The 15847-nt window shown below is 40.2% G+C and carries 16 protein-coding genes; 1 reads left to right on the forward strand and 15 read right to left on the reverse strand.

All coding sequences use genetic code 11. The features are described 5' to 3' along the window. Nucleotides 1-54: 54 nt before the first annotated feature. From F580_RS0108525 to F580_RS0108535, 3 genes are read right to left on the reverse strand one after another with little or no spacing between them, the layout of a single operon-like run. Nucleotides 55-927, reverse strand: a complete 873-nt coding sequence (locus F580_RS0108525; protein WP_019027294.1) for a PilW family protein — start codon at nucleotides 925-927, stop codon at nucleotides 55-57. Next, nucleotides 927-1472 carry a type IV pilus modification PilV family protein gene (locus tag F580_RS0108530; RefSeq protein WP_019027295.1) on the reverse strand — a complete coding sequence of 182 codons (546 nt, stop codon included), beginning with the start codon at nucleotides 1470-1472 and terminating at the stop codon, nucleotides 927-929. Before F580_RS0108530 ends, F580_RS0108525 begins: the two co-directional genes overlap by 1 nt. Then, a complete protein-coding gene (locus F580_RS0108535) occupies nucleotides 1453-1959 on the reverse strand; it encodes a type II secretion system protein (protein ID WP_019027296.1) in 507 nt (168 codons plus the stop codon). Before F580_RS0108535 ends, F580_RS0108530 begins: the two co-directional genes overlap by 20 nt. A gap of 128 nt (nucleotides 1960-2087) precedes the next feature. Between F580_RS0108535 and F580_RS0108540 the strand changes: the two genes are divergently transcribed. Then, entirely contained in the window at nucleotides 2088-3878 is a 1791-nt protein-coding gene (locus F580_RS0108540) for a PglL family O-oligosaccharyltransferase (protein WP_019027297.1), read from the forward strand. A gap of 338 nt (nucleotides 3879-4216) precedes the next feature. On the opposite strand, the gene F580_RS27105 is transcribed toward F580_RS0108540, so the two are convergent. From F580_RS27105 to F580_RS0108600, 12 genes are all read right to left on the reverse strand, one after another. Then, entirely contained in the window at nucleotides 4217-4675 is a 459-nt protein-coding gene (locus F580_RS27105) for a type II secretion system protein (RefSeq protein ID WP_019027298.1), read from the reverse strand. A 70-nt stretch (nucleotides 4676-4745) separates the two neighbouring features. Continuing rightward, nucleotides 4746-5390 carry a pilus assembly FimT family protein gene (locus F580_RS0108550; protein ID WP_019027299.1) on the reverse strand — a complete coding sequence of 215 codons (645 nt, stop codon included), beginning with the start codon at nucleotides 5388-5390 and terminating at the stop codon, nucleotides 4746-4748. Nucleotides 5391-5587: 197 nt separating this feature from the next. Next, on the reverse strand, nucleotides 5588-6097 hold the full coding sequence (locus tag F580_RS0108555; protein ID WP_019027300.1) for a hypothetical protein: 510 nt from the start codon (nucleotides 6095-6097) through the stop codon (nucleotides 5588-5590). Nucleotides 6098-6109: 12 nt separating this feature from the next. Beyond that, nucleotides 6110-7339, reverse strand: a complete 1230-nt coding sequence (locus F580_RS0108560; RefSeq protein ID WP_019027301.1) for a type II secretion system F family protein — start codon at nucleotides 7337-7339, stop codon at nucleotides 6110-6112. Nucleotides 7340-7421: 82 nt separating this feature from the next. Beyond that, the gene (locus F580_RS0108565) at nucleotides 7422-9134 is read right to left on the reverse strand and encodes a GspE/PulE family protein (protein ID WP_019027302.1); all 1713 of its coding nucleotides are present in this window, start codon (nucleotides 9132-9134) and stop codon (nucleotides 7422-7424) included. An 8-nt stretch (nucleotides 9135-9142) separates the two neighbouring features. Continuing rightward, nucleotides 9143-10429, reverse strand: a complete 1287-nt coding sequence (locus tag F580_RS0108570) for a tetratricopeptide repeat protein (protein ID WP_019027303.1) — start codon at nucleotides 10427-10429, stop codon at nucleotides 9143-9145. Beyond that, complete coding sequence (locus tag F580_RS0108575; protein WP_019027304.1) at nucleotides 10426-11328, reverse strand: ExeA family protein; 903 nt, start codon at nucleotides 11326-11328, stop codon at nucleotides 10426-10428. Before F580_RS0108575 ends, F580_RS0108570 begins: the two co-directional genes overlap by 4 nt. 44 nt (nucleotides 11329-11372) lie before the next feature. After that, nucleotides 11373-13193, reverse strand: coding sequence for a pilus (MSHA type) biogenesis protein MshL (gene mshL, locus F580_RS0108580; protein ID WP_245560600.1), 1821 nt, complete (start codon nucleotides 13191-13193; stop codon nucleotides 11373-11375). A gap of 20 nt (nucleotides 13194-13213) precedes the next feature. After that, nucleotides 13214-13585, reverse strand: coding sequence for a hypothetical protein (locus F580_RS0108585; protein WP_019027306.1), 372 nt, complete (start codon nucleotides 13583-13585; stop codon nucleotides 13214-13216). Continuing rightward, the gene (locus F580_RS0108590; RefSeq protein WP_019027307.1) at nucleotides 13578-14264 is read right to left on the reverse strand and encodes a hypothetical protein; all 687 of its coding nucleotides are present in this window, start codon (nucleotides 14262-14264) and stop codon (nucleotides 13578-13580) included. Before F580_RS0108590 ends, F580_RS0108585 begins: the two co-directional genes overlap by 8 nt. Next, the gene (locus tag F580_RS0108595) at nucleotides 14261-14869 is read right to left on the reverse strand and encodes a PilN domain-containing protein (RefSeq protein WP_019027308.1); all 609 of its coding nucleotides are present in this window, start codon (nucleotides 14867-14869) and stop codon (nucleotides 14261-14263) included. Before F580_RS0108595 ends, F580_RS0108590 begins: the two co-directional genes overlap by 4 nt. Beyond that, entirely contained in the window at nucleotides 14856-15827 is a 972-nt protein-coding gene (locus tag F580_RS0108600; protein WP_019027309.1) for a hypothetical protein, read from the reverse strand. Before F580_RS0108600 ends, F580_RS0108595 begins: the two co-directional genes overlap by 14 nt. Nucleotides 15828-15847 lie beyond the last annotated feature (20 nt).

Genomic DNA, 15847 nt, shown 5'->3' on the forward strand with positions numbered 1-15847 from the left:
CCGTAAACTATTAATAAAGACCTTAAGGCACACTCATTTTAAGGGGCATATAGTTTAAGGTACGTTGCTTATATGTACTTCATGATCAAAAACATAGTCCTCGCCATCATTAGTAAATTGCAAATGGATTTGTACCACCGCATTACGTTTTAGTGTCGGTGGTAGATAGCTAAAAGGTAAATGGCCACTGATATCATTAACTAAATAGCCCGCCATATAAGTACGCGGAATTCCAATGGGATATGTTTGTTCGTCATCGCTAACTGGCTCACTAAAACGAACTATGTATCCCGGAATGGCACAATAGCTGACTTGCTCGTTGATGATATAAAGCCTCTGGGTAGGAGAGTCTTCAGCAAAGGAAACTGCTTGCGGTATGTTTAATTGCCCAGGGTCAACCAAAGGTTCAATGACTCCAAGACGAAATAGTTTTCCGACAGTCGTGCTGTAGTCAGCATATACATCATCATTATTGAGTGGGTAAACGGTGACAAGATCACTACAACCGCTTGCACATTGATAAGGGGTACCATCCGAACCATTAAATGGAATGACTGAAAGTGTTTGACTGGCGGGCTCAGGTAAAACCGGAATATCAGTATAAACGGTACTGGCAACTATCGGGGTAAACTGAATGCATTGCACTGTGTCCCCGTCCCATTCTTTGGTGCGAATACTGCTAGGCAGTGCATTACGTAACTCGCGATTGAGTCGCTCAACCACAAAACGGGCATTGCCTATTAACTCATCACGGCTAGAAGCGTTTAAGTAAGTTTGCGTAGATAAGCTGATAAAACCACCAATACCAGCCGCCATGATACCTAAAATCATAATCACTAAGACCAGCTCGATTAAGGTAAAACCGTGACTTAGCTTTCTCTTGGTCAAATAATCGCTACTACTGTGTTTTAATTTATTACCCACCATCAGAAGTTCGCCTTATGGCTAGTGAATTCAATCGCGGTTCCCAAAGGAGTGGTTACCGTGACGGTAATACGTTTTGCTAACCTGTGCGCCAATCCTAAATCCGCACCGGCATACACGACACTGACATTAATGGTAAATTGGCGATAACCACCATCGATAGGGTCATTGGTTGAATTAACTTTTGCGGTAAAACCATCAAAGTCATCAACATCATCGAATTGATCTCTCGTGACTTCACCGGTTTCAGGGCCAAGTATCACTGAGCAAGGGTTGCTAGCGATATCAGGCTCGCCACATCTGACCAAACCACCGGACATATCAGAGTTATCATCAAAAGCCCGACTGGTTATATCATTTATCAAACTTTGGCCAAGCTCAGAAGCTTTTATTTGCAGAACGTTATCGGCACTTTTTTCTTCTGCTGGTCCAATCAAGGTACTGACTATGGCTAACGAAATGGAGAGTACCACAATGCCAATAATTAACTCGATTAAGGTAAAACCTTGCTGAAAACTCAATGATTTTCTATGGGAGGTCAAAGACATGAATATAACCCTCCGATTCTATGGTTATTTTAAGTGTTTGCACGGCACTAACGACATTAATTTCACAGCCACCAGCACAAGCGCCAACCGGTCGGCCCAGCCAATCAAAACCAACTGTTTGCGGGTTGCTATTACCGTTAACATTAAAACTGATGTCATAACTAGTATCTACGGTATGGCCGGTAGCATCTGCTTGCCAATCAGAGGGAAATACTGGGTTGGTTGGTGTGCAATTAATTCGATTGGGAATACCGTAACGACTTTGAACATTATCAAAGACTAATTCATGACAATAGCCAGTAGTGGAGTCCGTTTGCTGCATGGCGCGTTGTTGGGTTAAGCGCAGGGAGGCGATAAGTTGCACTCGATGGGCGTGCGCTTCGTAGCCGGCAGTACCGTCAAACTTGGGGGCAACTGACACCGCTAAAATAGAGATCAGCAAAATCACCGCGACTAACTCAATGAGAGTAAAACCTTGGTTATTCATTACAGCTTCCGATGGCAATTTCCATAACTTTCATTATTTCCAGCATTTAGTTCTAATAATAGTGTTGCAGCAATAGTATTTCCAGCAAAGCCTCGACAGTATCGCTCGAACATACCCAACAAGTTATAGTGAATATATTACAACACTTTAGCTTTAAATTGTATACTCAGGTTTCGTATTTTCCGGCCGAGTTTATTTTGTCTTTATTACCTTATTATAAGTTTTTTCTCATACTTTATTTCCTTGTCGGCATGCATATTGTTTTAGATACCCCCGGTGGCGTCGGCTTATACTATTCCTATAATGTTATTGCTTGGCTAATCACTTCAATCCTGATATCACTTGGCTTGTGGCAAATCACCTTAAATAAGAAAGTCTACTATAGCAAGATGCTTTTATGGCTGAGCTTAGGCGTGACTTGTTTAATCGTTCCGGTGTTTTACCAGTTCGAATTTACCGACCATGCTATTCCCCGAATCCTAGCCTTAGTGGGTGGCTTACTTTTTCTCTTTTCACTGTATCAATTTAAGCTTTCAAAAATCGATGCATTGCACTTGCTTATCCTAATTTTACTGGCCGTTGTTATTGAAGCATGTTTTGGTTTAGTGCAATTTTTTATCTTTGAAGCTGGTGATTGGGGTGGATATATTGTAGGTAGCAGTCGACCACACGGTGTTTTCATTCAGCCAAATGTAATGGCAAGTTTTATGGCTACCGGTTTAGCTATCGCCTTATTCCTGTCAATAAAGTCCCAGCGATTAACGCAAAGCAAAAACACCAAGATTTTATTTTACTTATTGATATTATCTAGCCTCTTTTTGACCAGTTTTTTATTAGTCTTACTGCAATCTCGTACCGGCTTTGTCGCGGCTCTCGCCGTGCTCTTGCTTATTTCACCCTATTTATATCAAAAAAATAAAAAAAAATTACTCATTAACTTGGTCACTATCGCGCTAGCAATAGTTAGTGCCACTATCAGCCTCGAAAACTCAAGCACTCCCGTTCGTGGCCAGCAAGTTTATGAGAATGTCGGTGCTCGAGACGCCATTTTCATAGTGAGTGCAGACATGATTAAAGAAAAACTATTAATCGGTTATGGTTATGGTGGCTTTGAACGCAGTTTTATTGATCACTTTAATGAATATGCACTTGAGAATCCTGAAATTGGTAATATCATTGCCAACTTGTCTCATCCACATAATGAGGTGCTTTTTTGGGTGGTCGAAGGCGGCATAATTGCCTTAGTTGCTTTTGTATTATTTATCATTGGCTATATTTATACTTGGGCTAAAATACCATTAACAACAGGCTTAGTTGTATTAGCGTTAATATTGCCCTTACTGTTGCACAGCCAGCTAGAATTCCCTTTTTATAGCAGTGTTAGTCATTGGTTAGTGTTTTTAGTTATGCTGTGGTTGGTGGATCGCTTTGCACTGGCTGACGATGAAAGTCATCAAAATATCTCAATAGAAAAGACCTTCCTTTTACGCTTTTTGGCTTTATTGATTCCGGCTATTTTCATCCCGTTTCTGCTGACAACCTTACATACCGCTCATATAATAGTTGAACATGAAAAGAATCCAACAAGTATCGATGCAAAGAAAAACCTAAAAAATATAATCAACCCCATGGCTTGGCAAAGTCGTCTTGATGCCATCGTATATGAACATATTTTAATTGATGGTTTAAAGGAAAGTGATGGTAATAAGCTCAAATCCTACCTTTACTGGGCATTACAACGTATCAAGCACAAGCCTAGAGAAGGGCTGTATATAAATTGCTTATTAGTAATAAAAGCACTAGGACAACATGAAGCATATCAATTGCTACTCGAAGAAGCTAAGCGGACTTACCCAGAAAGGATTAACTGGGGATCAAGTATCATTAAGGCTAATGAACCTGATATGTCTGATAAGTAGCGCACTTATAATCTGAGGGTATTCAACGCTATTTATGCTCTCAGCTCAGTTAATAAGCCTCTGGGTTAGTAGTAATACTATTGGTGAAAACACAAAATACACAGTGATTTCTACCAAGTAAAATATATCCAGCCCTTGCCTACCCAACAATCAATACATACCACTTAACTTATGTGTGGATAGCTGTATACAGCAGCAAGACCTCAGTTAAGGATATAACGGCCCCCCGTGTATACAAATTATATTCAGATAATGCATGCGACTATTTAGCAGGCACAAAAAAGCCGGGCTAGCCCGGCTTTGATTTAATTACTACCATTAAGTAGCTTTTCGAAATATTAACAGAGATCAGTGATGCTTGCGATAGCTGGCTTAGAGAACTCATCGGTAGCATTAGTATATGAAGCTACACATCCAGCTGCTGACGCAGCTTTAGCATGTGTGTAAGTTGCAACACCACCCGATGCCAAAAAGGTAAAGTCAGAGCCATCAACATCCATTAATAAATTAATAGTCGCTGAATTTGGGTAACTATTAACAATTACAATGCTTTGACCTGCAATACTCATAGGGCCAGTTGTAACTCCTGCAACTAATGCTTTAGCATGAGCCAAATCTGCAGCTGAGTTCAATGAACCATCGACTGCTTGTACAACAGATGCTTTAGCATCACCAGTTAAATCAATAAATTTAGGTGCTGCCGTAACGGCTAAAATACCTAAGATGACGATTACCACAACTAATTCAATTAGCGTGAAGCCTGTTTGGTTTGCTTTTATATTGATACTACTTCTCATGCTTTTTCCTCTATACTACAAAATTAAATACGTGATGTATTTTTGATGATTCAATAACAACTATCCGAAATTAATTGTTATTGATATAAATAATTACCGAGCTGTTTGCGGGTTGGTAACTAAAACTATTACCCTCTTGGGCTAAAACTGTTGGTGCAAGGTAAGCACCGGCACTATTACGTGCTAATGTCTCTTTCAAATGATAATGGCATAATGTGGTAGCGCCAGAAGTATCAGGATCTTTGGTCGCTAAATATCTAAAACTATCATCTGCATTAATTTGTGCAACATCCGATGCTATTAAAGGTGGTTGCTGCAATAAGTTATCCCATACCGAAATACAAGCATCAGTATCCATGCTAAGGCCGGTATTAATACCTTTAGTTGCGTCGGTACCGACAATATAACCTGGGCTAATAGTTGGGCTAGTTGTGCTATCTTCAGTAGTTAAGTAAACGGTAGTACCGTCGTAATTTACCAAATGCACATCGTTGGTATCTTTTGGACGTGCTTCAGCTTCCCATTGCGAACGTGCTAATGAAACACCGGTGGCAAAACCACCAGCCATACCTTCAATATTGGCTTGCTTAGCCTGCTCGGTTAAATCGATAAATTTGGGAATAGCGGTTACTGCCAAAAAACCTAAAATAACAACTACAACAACCAATTCAATAAGGGTAAAGCCCGATTGTTTATGAGTAATACGTTTCATCATAGAGTTAACCTTTTTTATCCGCTAATACTTTAAATGTAGACCCGATAAGTATGAGCCTCAAATTTATATAATTTACTATTACTATTAATGCTTAGTTTAACATTATCAATGACTGTAAACAAAATTACAATTCTAAACAAGCTAATTCATTGTTGCTATTCATTAAATCATTATTTAAGCTGCATTCATGCTAACAATTAGTGACTAGTGGACAATAATTCAACCGGCTTCACTTTGCCTGTATCACTACGATAATCAAAAGATTGGCCATTAGCAATACTATAACGACATAAACGTCCGTTTTTAATGGACTTTTTGTGAATTTCTATCGCTACCACTGACTCATTCACAACCTTTAACGGAATTGTTAAAACTTGTGACCAAATCCGCTGACAAGCGAGGCTTTTATGGTCATCATCAACCCAACCAAACTTGTTAACCGCTACATATTGCTTCTCATTACTATTTAAGCGATTTAACACGACAAAGTCAGGTTGTTTATCCATCAACCATTGCCCATGTACCACATTGACTTTACTGGTAAAACTTTGCCCTAAACCGACAAAGGCAACATTGGTTATCTTCGCTTGCTGACTAAAGGAAATATCGATTAAAAACTTCATCAATATGGCAATAATAACAACAACAACAATAAACTCGGTCAGGGATCTTTGTTTCTTTTCGGTATAACTGGGCGTTTTAGTCATGATACTGATCAGCTAACCTTGCATAGCCGAGGCCATATCCCACATTGGGGTAAAGATGCCTAGCGCTAATACTAATACCATGGCCGCAACGATAATTAACAATAATGGTTCAATTCTTGCGGTTAAAGTGGCTAAGTCATAATCAACTTCTCGTTCGTAATAATCACCCACTTCAGCAAGTAGTTCATCAACCCGTCCAGTTTCTTCACCTACGGCAACCATTTGTAAGACTAATGGGGTAAATAAGCCACTTGCCATCGCCGAACGTAATAAGCTCTCACCACTTTCGATGCCTTTCCTCATGGCAGATATTTTTTCTTGCATATAGCTATTATCAACAGCTTCGGCCACTAGGGTTAACCCTGTAGTCATTGGCACACCCGCTTTTAAGACAATGGCAAAACTATGGGAAAAGCGCGCCAAGATAGAGCGTTCGATGATACTGCCAATAATGGGGATTTTTATTTTTCGTCTATCCCATTGATAACGCCCTTGCTTAGTATTCAGCGACTGCTTCACCATAAAAAACCCGCCTATAGCGGCAAATATCATATACGGCCAATAATTGGTGAACAAATTAGAGCTAGCCATAATAAATTTTGTTGCCGGCGGTAAATCGGCTCCTAAGCGTGAAAACATTGTGGCAAACGTTGGAATAACAAAAATATTTAAGATCACCATCGCTGCCGATAAGGCTATCAATACCATAGTAGGATAACGTAACGCGGCTTTTATCCGTTTTCGAGTATCTAACTCTCGCTCTAAATAAGAAATTAATTTGAAAAAAGATTGCTCTAATTGACCGGTATTCTCGCCAACATGGACCAAGGATACAAAGAGATGATCAAATATTTTAGGATGCTGATTTAGCGCAGAAGAAAAGCTATAACCGCCTTCTAATTGTTTGCCAATGTCTGTTAAGGCTTTTTTTAAGGTCAGCGAGTTAGCCGAATCAACCATGCCATTGATTGATCGTAATATTGGCACGCCGGAGCGCATCAAGGCATACATTTGTCGACAAAAAATAATTAACTCTTCTAAAGAGACCCTGCCATTATTAAACAGCTCCATTATGTCTTGATTAGCACTACCCGTACTGCCAGATTTGGCCTTTACAATCGACGTTGGCGTAATGCCTTTTTTGAATATTTTTTCCGCGGCAATAGCAGAGTTTGCTGCTTCAATGCTGTCTTTTACTCGGCTACCGTTGGCATTTCGCCCAGTATAATTAAATGACGCCATAAATATCTCTATGCCTTAACAGGTATATTGCTTAATTGTGTGTTTAACTGCTTTCTTAGCTGTTTCATTGGCAACTTACTCATTAAATAATATCAATAGTCTCAACTAAGCGTAATACTTCTTCCACGGTAGTCACCCCTTGTACCGCATAATCAAAAGCGGCTTTAGCTAAGGGGATAAAATTAGGGCTTTCTTTAGCGGATTTACTAAAAGCCTCACTGTCATTACGCTTTAAAGCCATCATCATCGCTTCAGTCATTTCCAGTAATTCAAATACACCCACCCGGCCTTTGTAACCGGTATACTGGCAAGACTGACAGCCTTTACCGTGCATGAATTTTACACTGCGGGCTTGCTCGCCACCTAAGCTAGTTAACCAAAACAATTCTTGTTCTTCCGCTGGGTATTCTATTGGGCAAAACTCACAAATTCTTCGTACTAGGCGTTGCGCAACGACAGCCCGTAAGGCACTACCGACTAGGAATCCCGCAGCACCCATATCTATTAAGCGTAAAGCACTGGTGATAGCATCATTGGTATGTAGTGTCGATAACACTAAATGACCCGTGATCGCGCCTCGTAAACCTATTTCAACGGTTTCTTGATCTCGCATTTCACCAACCATCATGATATCAGGATCTTGACGTAATGCGGTTCGCAATATTCTGGAGAAGGTTAAGTCAATTTTGGTATTCACCTGTACTTGGTTAATTCTAGGTAAGCGATACTCGACCGGATCTTCAACGGTAATTATTTTTTTGCTGGCTTCATTCAGTTCACTTAAGGCTGCATATAAAGTAGTGGTTTTACCACTACCCGTTGGGCCTGTAACTAATACCATGCCATGTGGGCGGTGAATTTGTTGACGAACACGCTTCACCATATCTGCAGGCATACCGGTTTGATCTAGCGATAACAAACCCGCAGATTGATCTAATAAACGCATTACTACCGATTCACCAAACTGTACCGGCATAGTCGACATACGCACATCAATATTATGACCACTGATATCTAAGTTAAAACGACCATCTTGAGGAATACGTTTTTCAGATATATCGAGACCCGCCATCAATTTTAGCCGTAATACCATCGCTGATGCGATTTTATTTTCTTTAAGGATTTTTTCTTGTAAAACGCCATCAATACGTTGGCGAATACGTAATTGATGTTCTTCTGGTTCAATATGGATATCAGACGCACGCATCTGTACTGCATCTTCAAAAACAGATTGTAATAATTTACCAACAGTGGCATCGCCACCTTCATCAAGTAAAGTACTTTCTAGATTAAAACTAGAAGATTCTTCATATTCCTCTTCTAACTGACTGGCAAAAGATTCAATTTCAGCTGTTCTTCGATACAAACTGTCGAAGGCATCAAAGATTTGTGACTCTAATACCACCGCAAGTTCAATACGTTTTGGCGCTAACATACGCTCAAGCTGATCCAGGCCACTTAAATCGGCAGGGTCACTCATACCCAGCAAGACCGAGTCACTTCTATCTTCAATAATTAATGCTCTTAAACGCCTGGCGTGAACTTCAGGCAACAAGCTAGCAACATTAGGTGATATTTTATGTTGAGATATATCGAGAAAAGGTACGTCTAGTTGCTGTGCTAAAAACTGCAACAACTGCCTTTCAGACAAATGATTCAGCTCTATTAAGGTATCACCGAGTTTTCGACCCGTTTGCTTTTGACTCGTCAATGCTTGTAGGAGTTGCTCATTGGTAATGATATGTTCATGAACCAATAAGTCACCTAAACGCATTTTTAATTTCGGTGCTGCCATAATCCTTCCTATTGTCCTATTGCCTGTAAACGTTGCTGTGCGAACGCCGCTGAAGAAACTGATAAATCATTTTTTGCCAGGGCTTGTTGGTAGGCTTTACTAGCCAAGTTAAATTGACTGTTTTTATCGTACAATATAGCCAGCGCTAGCTGCCAACGCCCGACACTAGGTTGCATTGCAATAAGTACTTCATAAGCCTTAACAGCCGTTTCATTTTGTTGTGCTTGTTGCGCGGTATTCGCTAGCATAATTTGATACTGTTGATTTTTAAGGTCCGCTAATGGCTTTAGCGTATTAAGTGCGGCCATTACTTGCCCTTGCCTTAAATGAATACGCGCTTTCATTTCACGTAAACTACTATCTTTACTATTGATGGCAATACCTTGTGAAAGTAAATTTGTTGCATCTTGGTAGGCTTGGCGACCAAACCATAACGCGGCTAACTTTTTACGTGCTTGGCTATCGTTTGGCTTAATTATTAAGACATCTTCGAGTAATGCTTCCGCCTGACTCACTTCTTTAGCGGCAAGTGCTTTTTCGACTAGGACTAATTTTTGCTGAACCAGTTCATCCGCCGATAATTGTCGCCTTGACACTGACATGGTATTGGCTTTCGGTGTTGAGTTAGTTGTTACTTTAGCTTTTAGCTTAGCTTCTAGTGGTTTTAGCTTAAGCTTGGCAGTCTTAACCTGTGTAAATTCAGGTGGCGTATGGGGGTGACCATGCGTTTTCTCATTGATATCCCCTTGGTGGCTACTGCCATGATTCGCAATAACTGCCATTTTCTTCGCTGGTGTCACCTGACTTGCAGCATAACCTGCAGACGATTTTTCCTTAATGATTGGCGCATTGATTATCGACGATTTAACATTGGCACTAGTGTTTACTATGGGTAAAGCTTGCTGGTTTTGTCCATTTCGAGGTAAATGGCTAGGTAAATGGCCAGGTAAATGGCCTGTTGAATCACTTTGCTGGCTAGACCCTTTTACGCGGTTAGTCGATTCAGGTTCATAACCACCATTAACCTTTACTTTAATCTCAGAAACCCCAATCGATTTATACTTTTCGGTCGCTGCCTGCTCGTTGATTTCAAGGGATTTTAAAGCATTATTTTCACTTTTTAACTGCCAAATATAAAAGCAAACAAAACAAACCAGTAAGACACTCACTGTAGTTAACACAACAATTTTCATCGGTGACTGACTTACGGTTATGTTGCTTGTTTGGCTAACATTTGCATCCGACTCAGGCGTGCGTTGCTCTAAATCTTTTAACATTTGATTAATAACACTCATGCTTTTAATACCAAGGTATAGCAGGCTAGCGCAATACTAGCGAACAGGCCTATGCAGGTGAAAGCCAATAGAGGTTTATTCAAGCTATTGTCGATGCTTTCAGTATCAGCTGCTGCTGCTTTAAGTAATTTTAGCGTCATTTTGTAGTGCCCTTGGCCGTATGCTAGCATTAACATTTTGTGGCATAAAATATTGACTAAGCGTGGTACGCCTTGGCTAACCCGAGCAATACTTTTACATATGCTCACTGGGAAAAGCTCAGTGCCTTTATAGCCGGCAACTTGTAGTCTGTGATGGATATATTGTTGAACTTCTTGTGCTGTCATTGCCCTTAATTTATAGCCAAAGGTAATACGCTGCCTTAACTGTCGAAATTCTGTTTTGGCTAAACGGTGATCAAGCTCAGGTTGAGCAAATAACACCACTTGCAGTAGTTTTCGTGTTTCAGTTTCTAAATTAGTAAACAGCCTCAGCGCTTCCAAACTATCTTCAGGTAGGGCTTGTGCTTCATCAAGTATCAATACCACCGAGTGCCCTTGGGCATGTAACTCTAACAAGCGAGTTTGAATACGCTGCGTCAGTAATTGCAGTGACATTCGTTGTGCTTGTTTAACACCAAGCTCTACAGCAACGGCTCGCCTTAACTCATCGGGGTTTAAATAAGGATTGGGAATATATGCCGTCACAAAGTGTTCGGGTATTTCATTTAAAAGTTTTCGGCATAACAATGTTTTGCCGGTACCCACTTCGCCAATTACTTTTATAAAACCTTCTCCCGTTTGCAGCGCTGTTGAGAGCACGGCTAAGGCTTCGTGATGTGGAGCCAAGGGCATATAAAAACGTGTGTTAGGAGTTAACGTAAAAGGTAACTCCGCTAAGCCAAAATGGTATAAATACATAAGGTGCTGCTAATCAAACTGAGTAATACGTTAAGCAACTAAGCTTAATTTTTAGATTTAGGTGCATTTTGTGCCGCTGTTTGGCAAACATTATGTGTTTGGGCATAGTCGGCATCTGCACATTGTTCTAGACACTCAGCGCTTAACCCACCTGCTGAGGATAATTCGCACTCGGCGACTTCCTCAAGTTCGTCAGGAAACCATTTTGTCAGTAAACTGCGTGCATCTTGAAGTTGGTTTTTCCAGGTATCTTGACCAACGACTATGGGCTTGAGCATAATAACCAACTCACGTTTTTGCGACGTTTGAGACTTGTTCTTAAATAGTTCACCTAAGAAAGGTATATCGCCTAATATCGGTGTTTTTGACTCAATATCCACTTTATAGGTTTCAATTAAACCACCAATTATCACCACTTCCCCTGATCTAGCGCGAATAATAGTATCTGATTCTCGTACACTACTTTGGGCTAGCGGTAATATCAGCAGTTCGCTACCTATTTGAATGGTTTTATTTTGCTCTTCAGTAATCGTTACTGAAGGGTGAACATGTAATATAACACTACCATCTTTGCTAATTTGCGGCGTTACATCGAGTGCTATACCCGAGAAAAAAGGCGTTAATTCAACTTCAGGCGTTGTCGTGGTTGAGGTACCGGTGGTAGTAGTACTTGAAACATTGGTTACAAAGTACTCATCTTGACCCACTTTAATAACCGCCTTCTGGTTATTGGTTACCGTGATCCGTGGGCTAGAAAGTACCTGCACATTACCTTGTGTTTGTAATAATTCGATAACACCTGAAAACTCACTACCATTAGTTGTCTTACTAAATTCCATGCGATTAATGCCACCGATAGTACTAGAGATGACATTGCCAATAATACTACCTGTGGTTGAATAAACGATTTCAGCACTGCCTACTTGGTCGAGTACTTTTTCCCACTTGATACCTTGTTGATAATCATCATTAAGGGTTACTTCCATTATTTTCGCTTCGATAATCACTTGACGATGTAAGTGGCTTTCTGTTTCTTCGATAAATTTTTTCACCGCGGTAATTTCTTTAGGGAAGGCACGAATGGTTACTAAACCGGCTTGTGGCGAAACTATCACTGAGCGACCATCACCGGTACCAACAAAAGCGGTTAAGGACTCTTTCAGTTCACTCCAAAAATCGGATTTATTTTCAGTATATATATTGATGCCGCTACCTTGGCTGTTCGAGCCACTATTACCACCTTGGCTGTTATTACTACCGCTATTATTACTGTTGCCGTTATTATTACCGCTATTATTACCATTGTTGCCGCTATTAGGATCATTCTCAGAAACACCACCAGAATTGATGGTGGTACTCGATGAACCAAAACGTTTCAGGAATAAGTAATTTAAAGCAATTGTTTCTGTACGTATTCCTGGAGGGAATACTTTTACCACATTGCCTCGGCGAGTAATTTCATAACCATAAACATCTTCAACCACGTCCAATGCTTCGGATAAAGTAACATCTTTTAAGCTCAGTGAAATACTGCCGCTAACATCAGGATGAATAGCAATGTTGTAGCGAGATCCTCTAACGATTGCCTGGAAGAAATTTTTGGCATCAACCTCGGTCGCAGAAATTTCCAAACGTTTTTCAGCTAACATGCCCTGCTTAGCTTGGTTCATGCTATTAAACATTAGCTCTTGTTGTACCGAGCTTGGCACTTGTGTAAGAGGTTTAGGGGCATTTAAGGCTTTAGTTTCTCTGATGGACGCATCGAGGTCTTCCTTTAATTCCACAGGATCATTGGGTACGGATTGACAGCCAACAAGCGAGAAAAATAACGTTGACCACGCAAGTTTAAATTTTATTTTATTCATATAAGGACTTGTTATTATCATTAGTTAGCTACCGTATTTACCACTACATTACTTTTAAAACCTTTAGCCTTAAAAATATTAATTTTTAAGCGCTTTGATTTACTACGTAATATTATGCTTTGACTGTTTATAGCGGTGAGGCGATATTCACCGACATAGTCAAACATATTATAGATTTCGCCATTAATAACCGCGGTGTGAATACCTTCTCCGTGGATAATAGAGCTCAATACAAAGCCGCCATCCCGCTTTACCAAGCTACTAGAGCCTGAACCACTCTGACCAAATGGCCTCGTGGGATCAACATCAACAGCTAGGCTAACCGGTGAGATTAGCACACTAAGCATAATTACACTGGTAAAAACCTGAAGGTTTAAATTAGCTTTAGACACCAATAAACTCCTTATTTAAGCCTAAACTGTAAATAGTTATCTCAACTTCACTACGAGGATATTCTTTGACTTCGAACTCGAAGCCCTGCCAAAAAAACTTCCAACTTAATTGCTCAAGTTGACGCAAGTAATTACGCAACTGAAAATACTGACCTGATAATCTAATCTTGATGCCGTGTTTATATAAGTTCAAACCAAGTTGCTCAGCAGAAAGTTTTTCCGCATCATCACTCTGTTGGTTCGTTGGTAGGTCTAACAAAGGTTGCGCCCCCATCAGCTCAAAGGAAAGTAGCGATACCCCAGGCTCTAACGTTAATAACCTCAGTAATGCTTCACGCATTTCAATCGGACTAATTAAATCTGTAGTGAAATGCACTAACTGCTTATCGATTTTGGCTAACTTAGTTTCAAGCTGAGTTATTTGCTTAACAATTTTTTTATTAGGGTCTTGTTTAAGTGCTTTTTGATATTGTTCAATCGAGAAGCTCAGCGTTTTAATCGCTGATGTCATCTGCCGACTTTGTTTATCAAAATGAGTGGTTTTCGCACTTTTATCATCGATAAAAAGGTAAGAGATAATAAAAAATATGGCAACTACCCCCGTGAGCAATAATAAATATTGCTCACGACTGCTCAGTTGCAGATACTTGTCACAATATTCTAACCATTGTTGCTTCATTCGCTGTTACCCTTGACCGCTACAGAGCTAACGACAAACTCAGTAATATTTTGCTCATTTTTAACCAACTTAAAGTGTACAAACGCTTTGCCTGATAATAACTGTGAATTTTTAAAACCCGCTAACCAAGCAGGTACCGCTTGAGGGGTTCGCGCTAAGCCGGTAAAACTCATATCATTGGCATTTATACTAATAGTTTGTAACCGGATATCTTTATGATGCATAGCTGACAAGTCATTCATTGCCATAACGAAGCCACCAGCAAAGGTTTCATTTGAGTCAGAAAGCTTGCTTAACAATGCGTCTTTATGTTGCAGCACTAACTTAATTGCGTTTAGGTTTTGTATTAGTGTTGCGGATGCTTTTCTATTGTGTAGCTGCGTTTCTAACTTCTGAGCCAACTTGGTTTTTTGTTTTTTATTTTTAAGTAAACCATCATATTTAGCTGCTGACTGACGGTAATTTACTTCCGTAACCGCCGTCCAAACTAACATAATGATAAGTAGTACCGCCCAAAGACTTACTACTCTGGTCAGCGTCAACAAGGGTTGTTCGGGAAACAATTCAGCCTGTAGTAAATTAATGCTGTGTTTAGCTGTCATCATTTTCTCCCCCAACAGCGCCGGCATCACTGCTGTAAGGCACACTTCCCAGACTAGCACCTAGTACCGCAGCGAAATCTCGATGTTGATGATAAGGGCTAGGCAATTCAAGCAAGCTCACCGGCACTGCGGTGTTTTCAGCCAGTTTTTCAACAAAATGTGGCTCTAACTCGATGGGGATAAGTACTTTGATTGCTTTGATAGGGGCTTGCTTTAGTTGTCGTTCAAAATAATCAGTCGAACGCTGAATCTCTAAACTGATGTTATCAATCACTGATGATGTTAATTCTTCGGCGGTTTTACTGGCAATTTTAGAGAAACCACGTAAACGACGATGGAAGAAAATTTGCTGCTGTTTGATAATTAATAATACGATTTCTTCATTAGGCTGCTGACACACTAAGAGGTTGGCATCATGTTGTGGCGCTAATAAATTAGCAAAAGCAAATTCTTGTGTGGTGATTGAGGCCACCTTAACTTTACCTTGCTCTGTTGCGGTAACTATTTTTTTGAGTTCGTCTAACGGTGCACAAACGACATTAATTCGTTCTTGGCCTCCTGCGAGGGTCGGCGCATCGTAATAATCTAGTACCATATTGTCCGGTGAAATTGTGACCAAGTCCTTGATTTGCCATTTCAAGGCGCCATTTATTTCACCCGCGGGTAAATTGGGTTTATCAACTTGTACCACCTGCGACTGTGCGTCGTTTAGCACCAAACAAACATCGCCTTCAATTTTACAATGGCTATGCAGGGCATTAATTGCCGGTAAGAAATTAGTAAAACTGGCTTTTTCATGTTGAAAATGGACTGTCGCATTGGGGTTTTCACCCGCAGTACCAGCTCGACTTTGCTTAGGAATCGAGCATAAGGAGACACTTTGTTGCTGAAAAGCAATAGCAATACACTGACTTGAATTATTTTTTGAAAAAAATTGTCTAATTTTCGTTAAAAATGTCATTTATCGGCAATATCACATCA

The sequence above is a fragment of the Colwellia piezophila ATCC BAA-637 genome (genome assembly GCF_000378625.1).
GTDB lineage: Bacteria > Pseudomonadota > Gammaproteobacteria > Enterobacterales > Alteromonadaceae > Colwellia > Colwellia piezophila.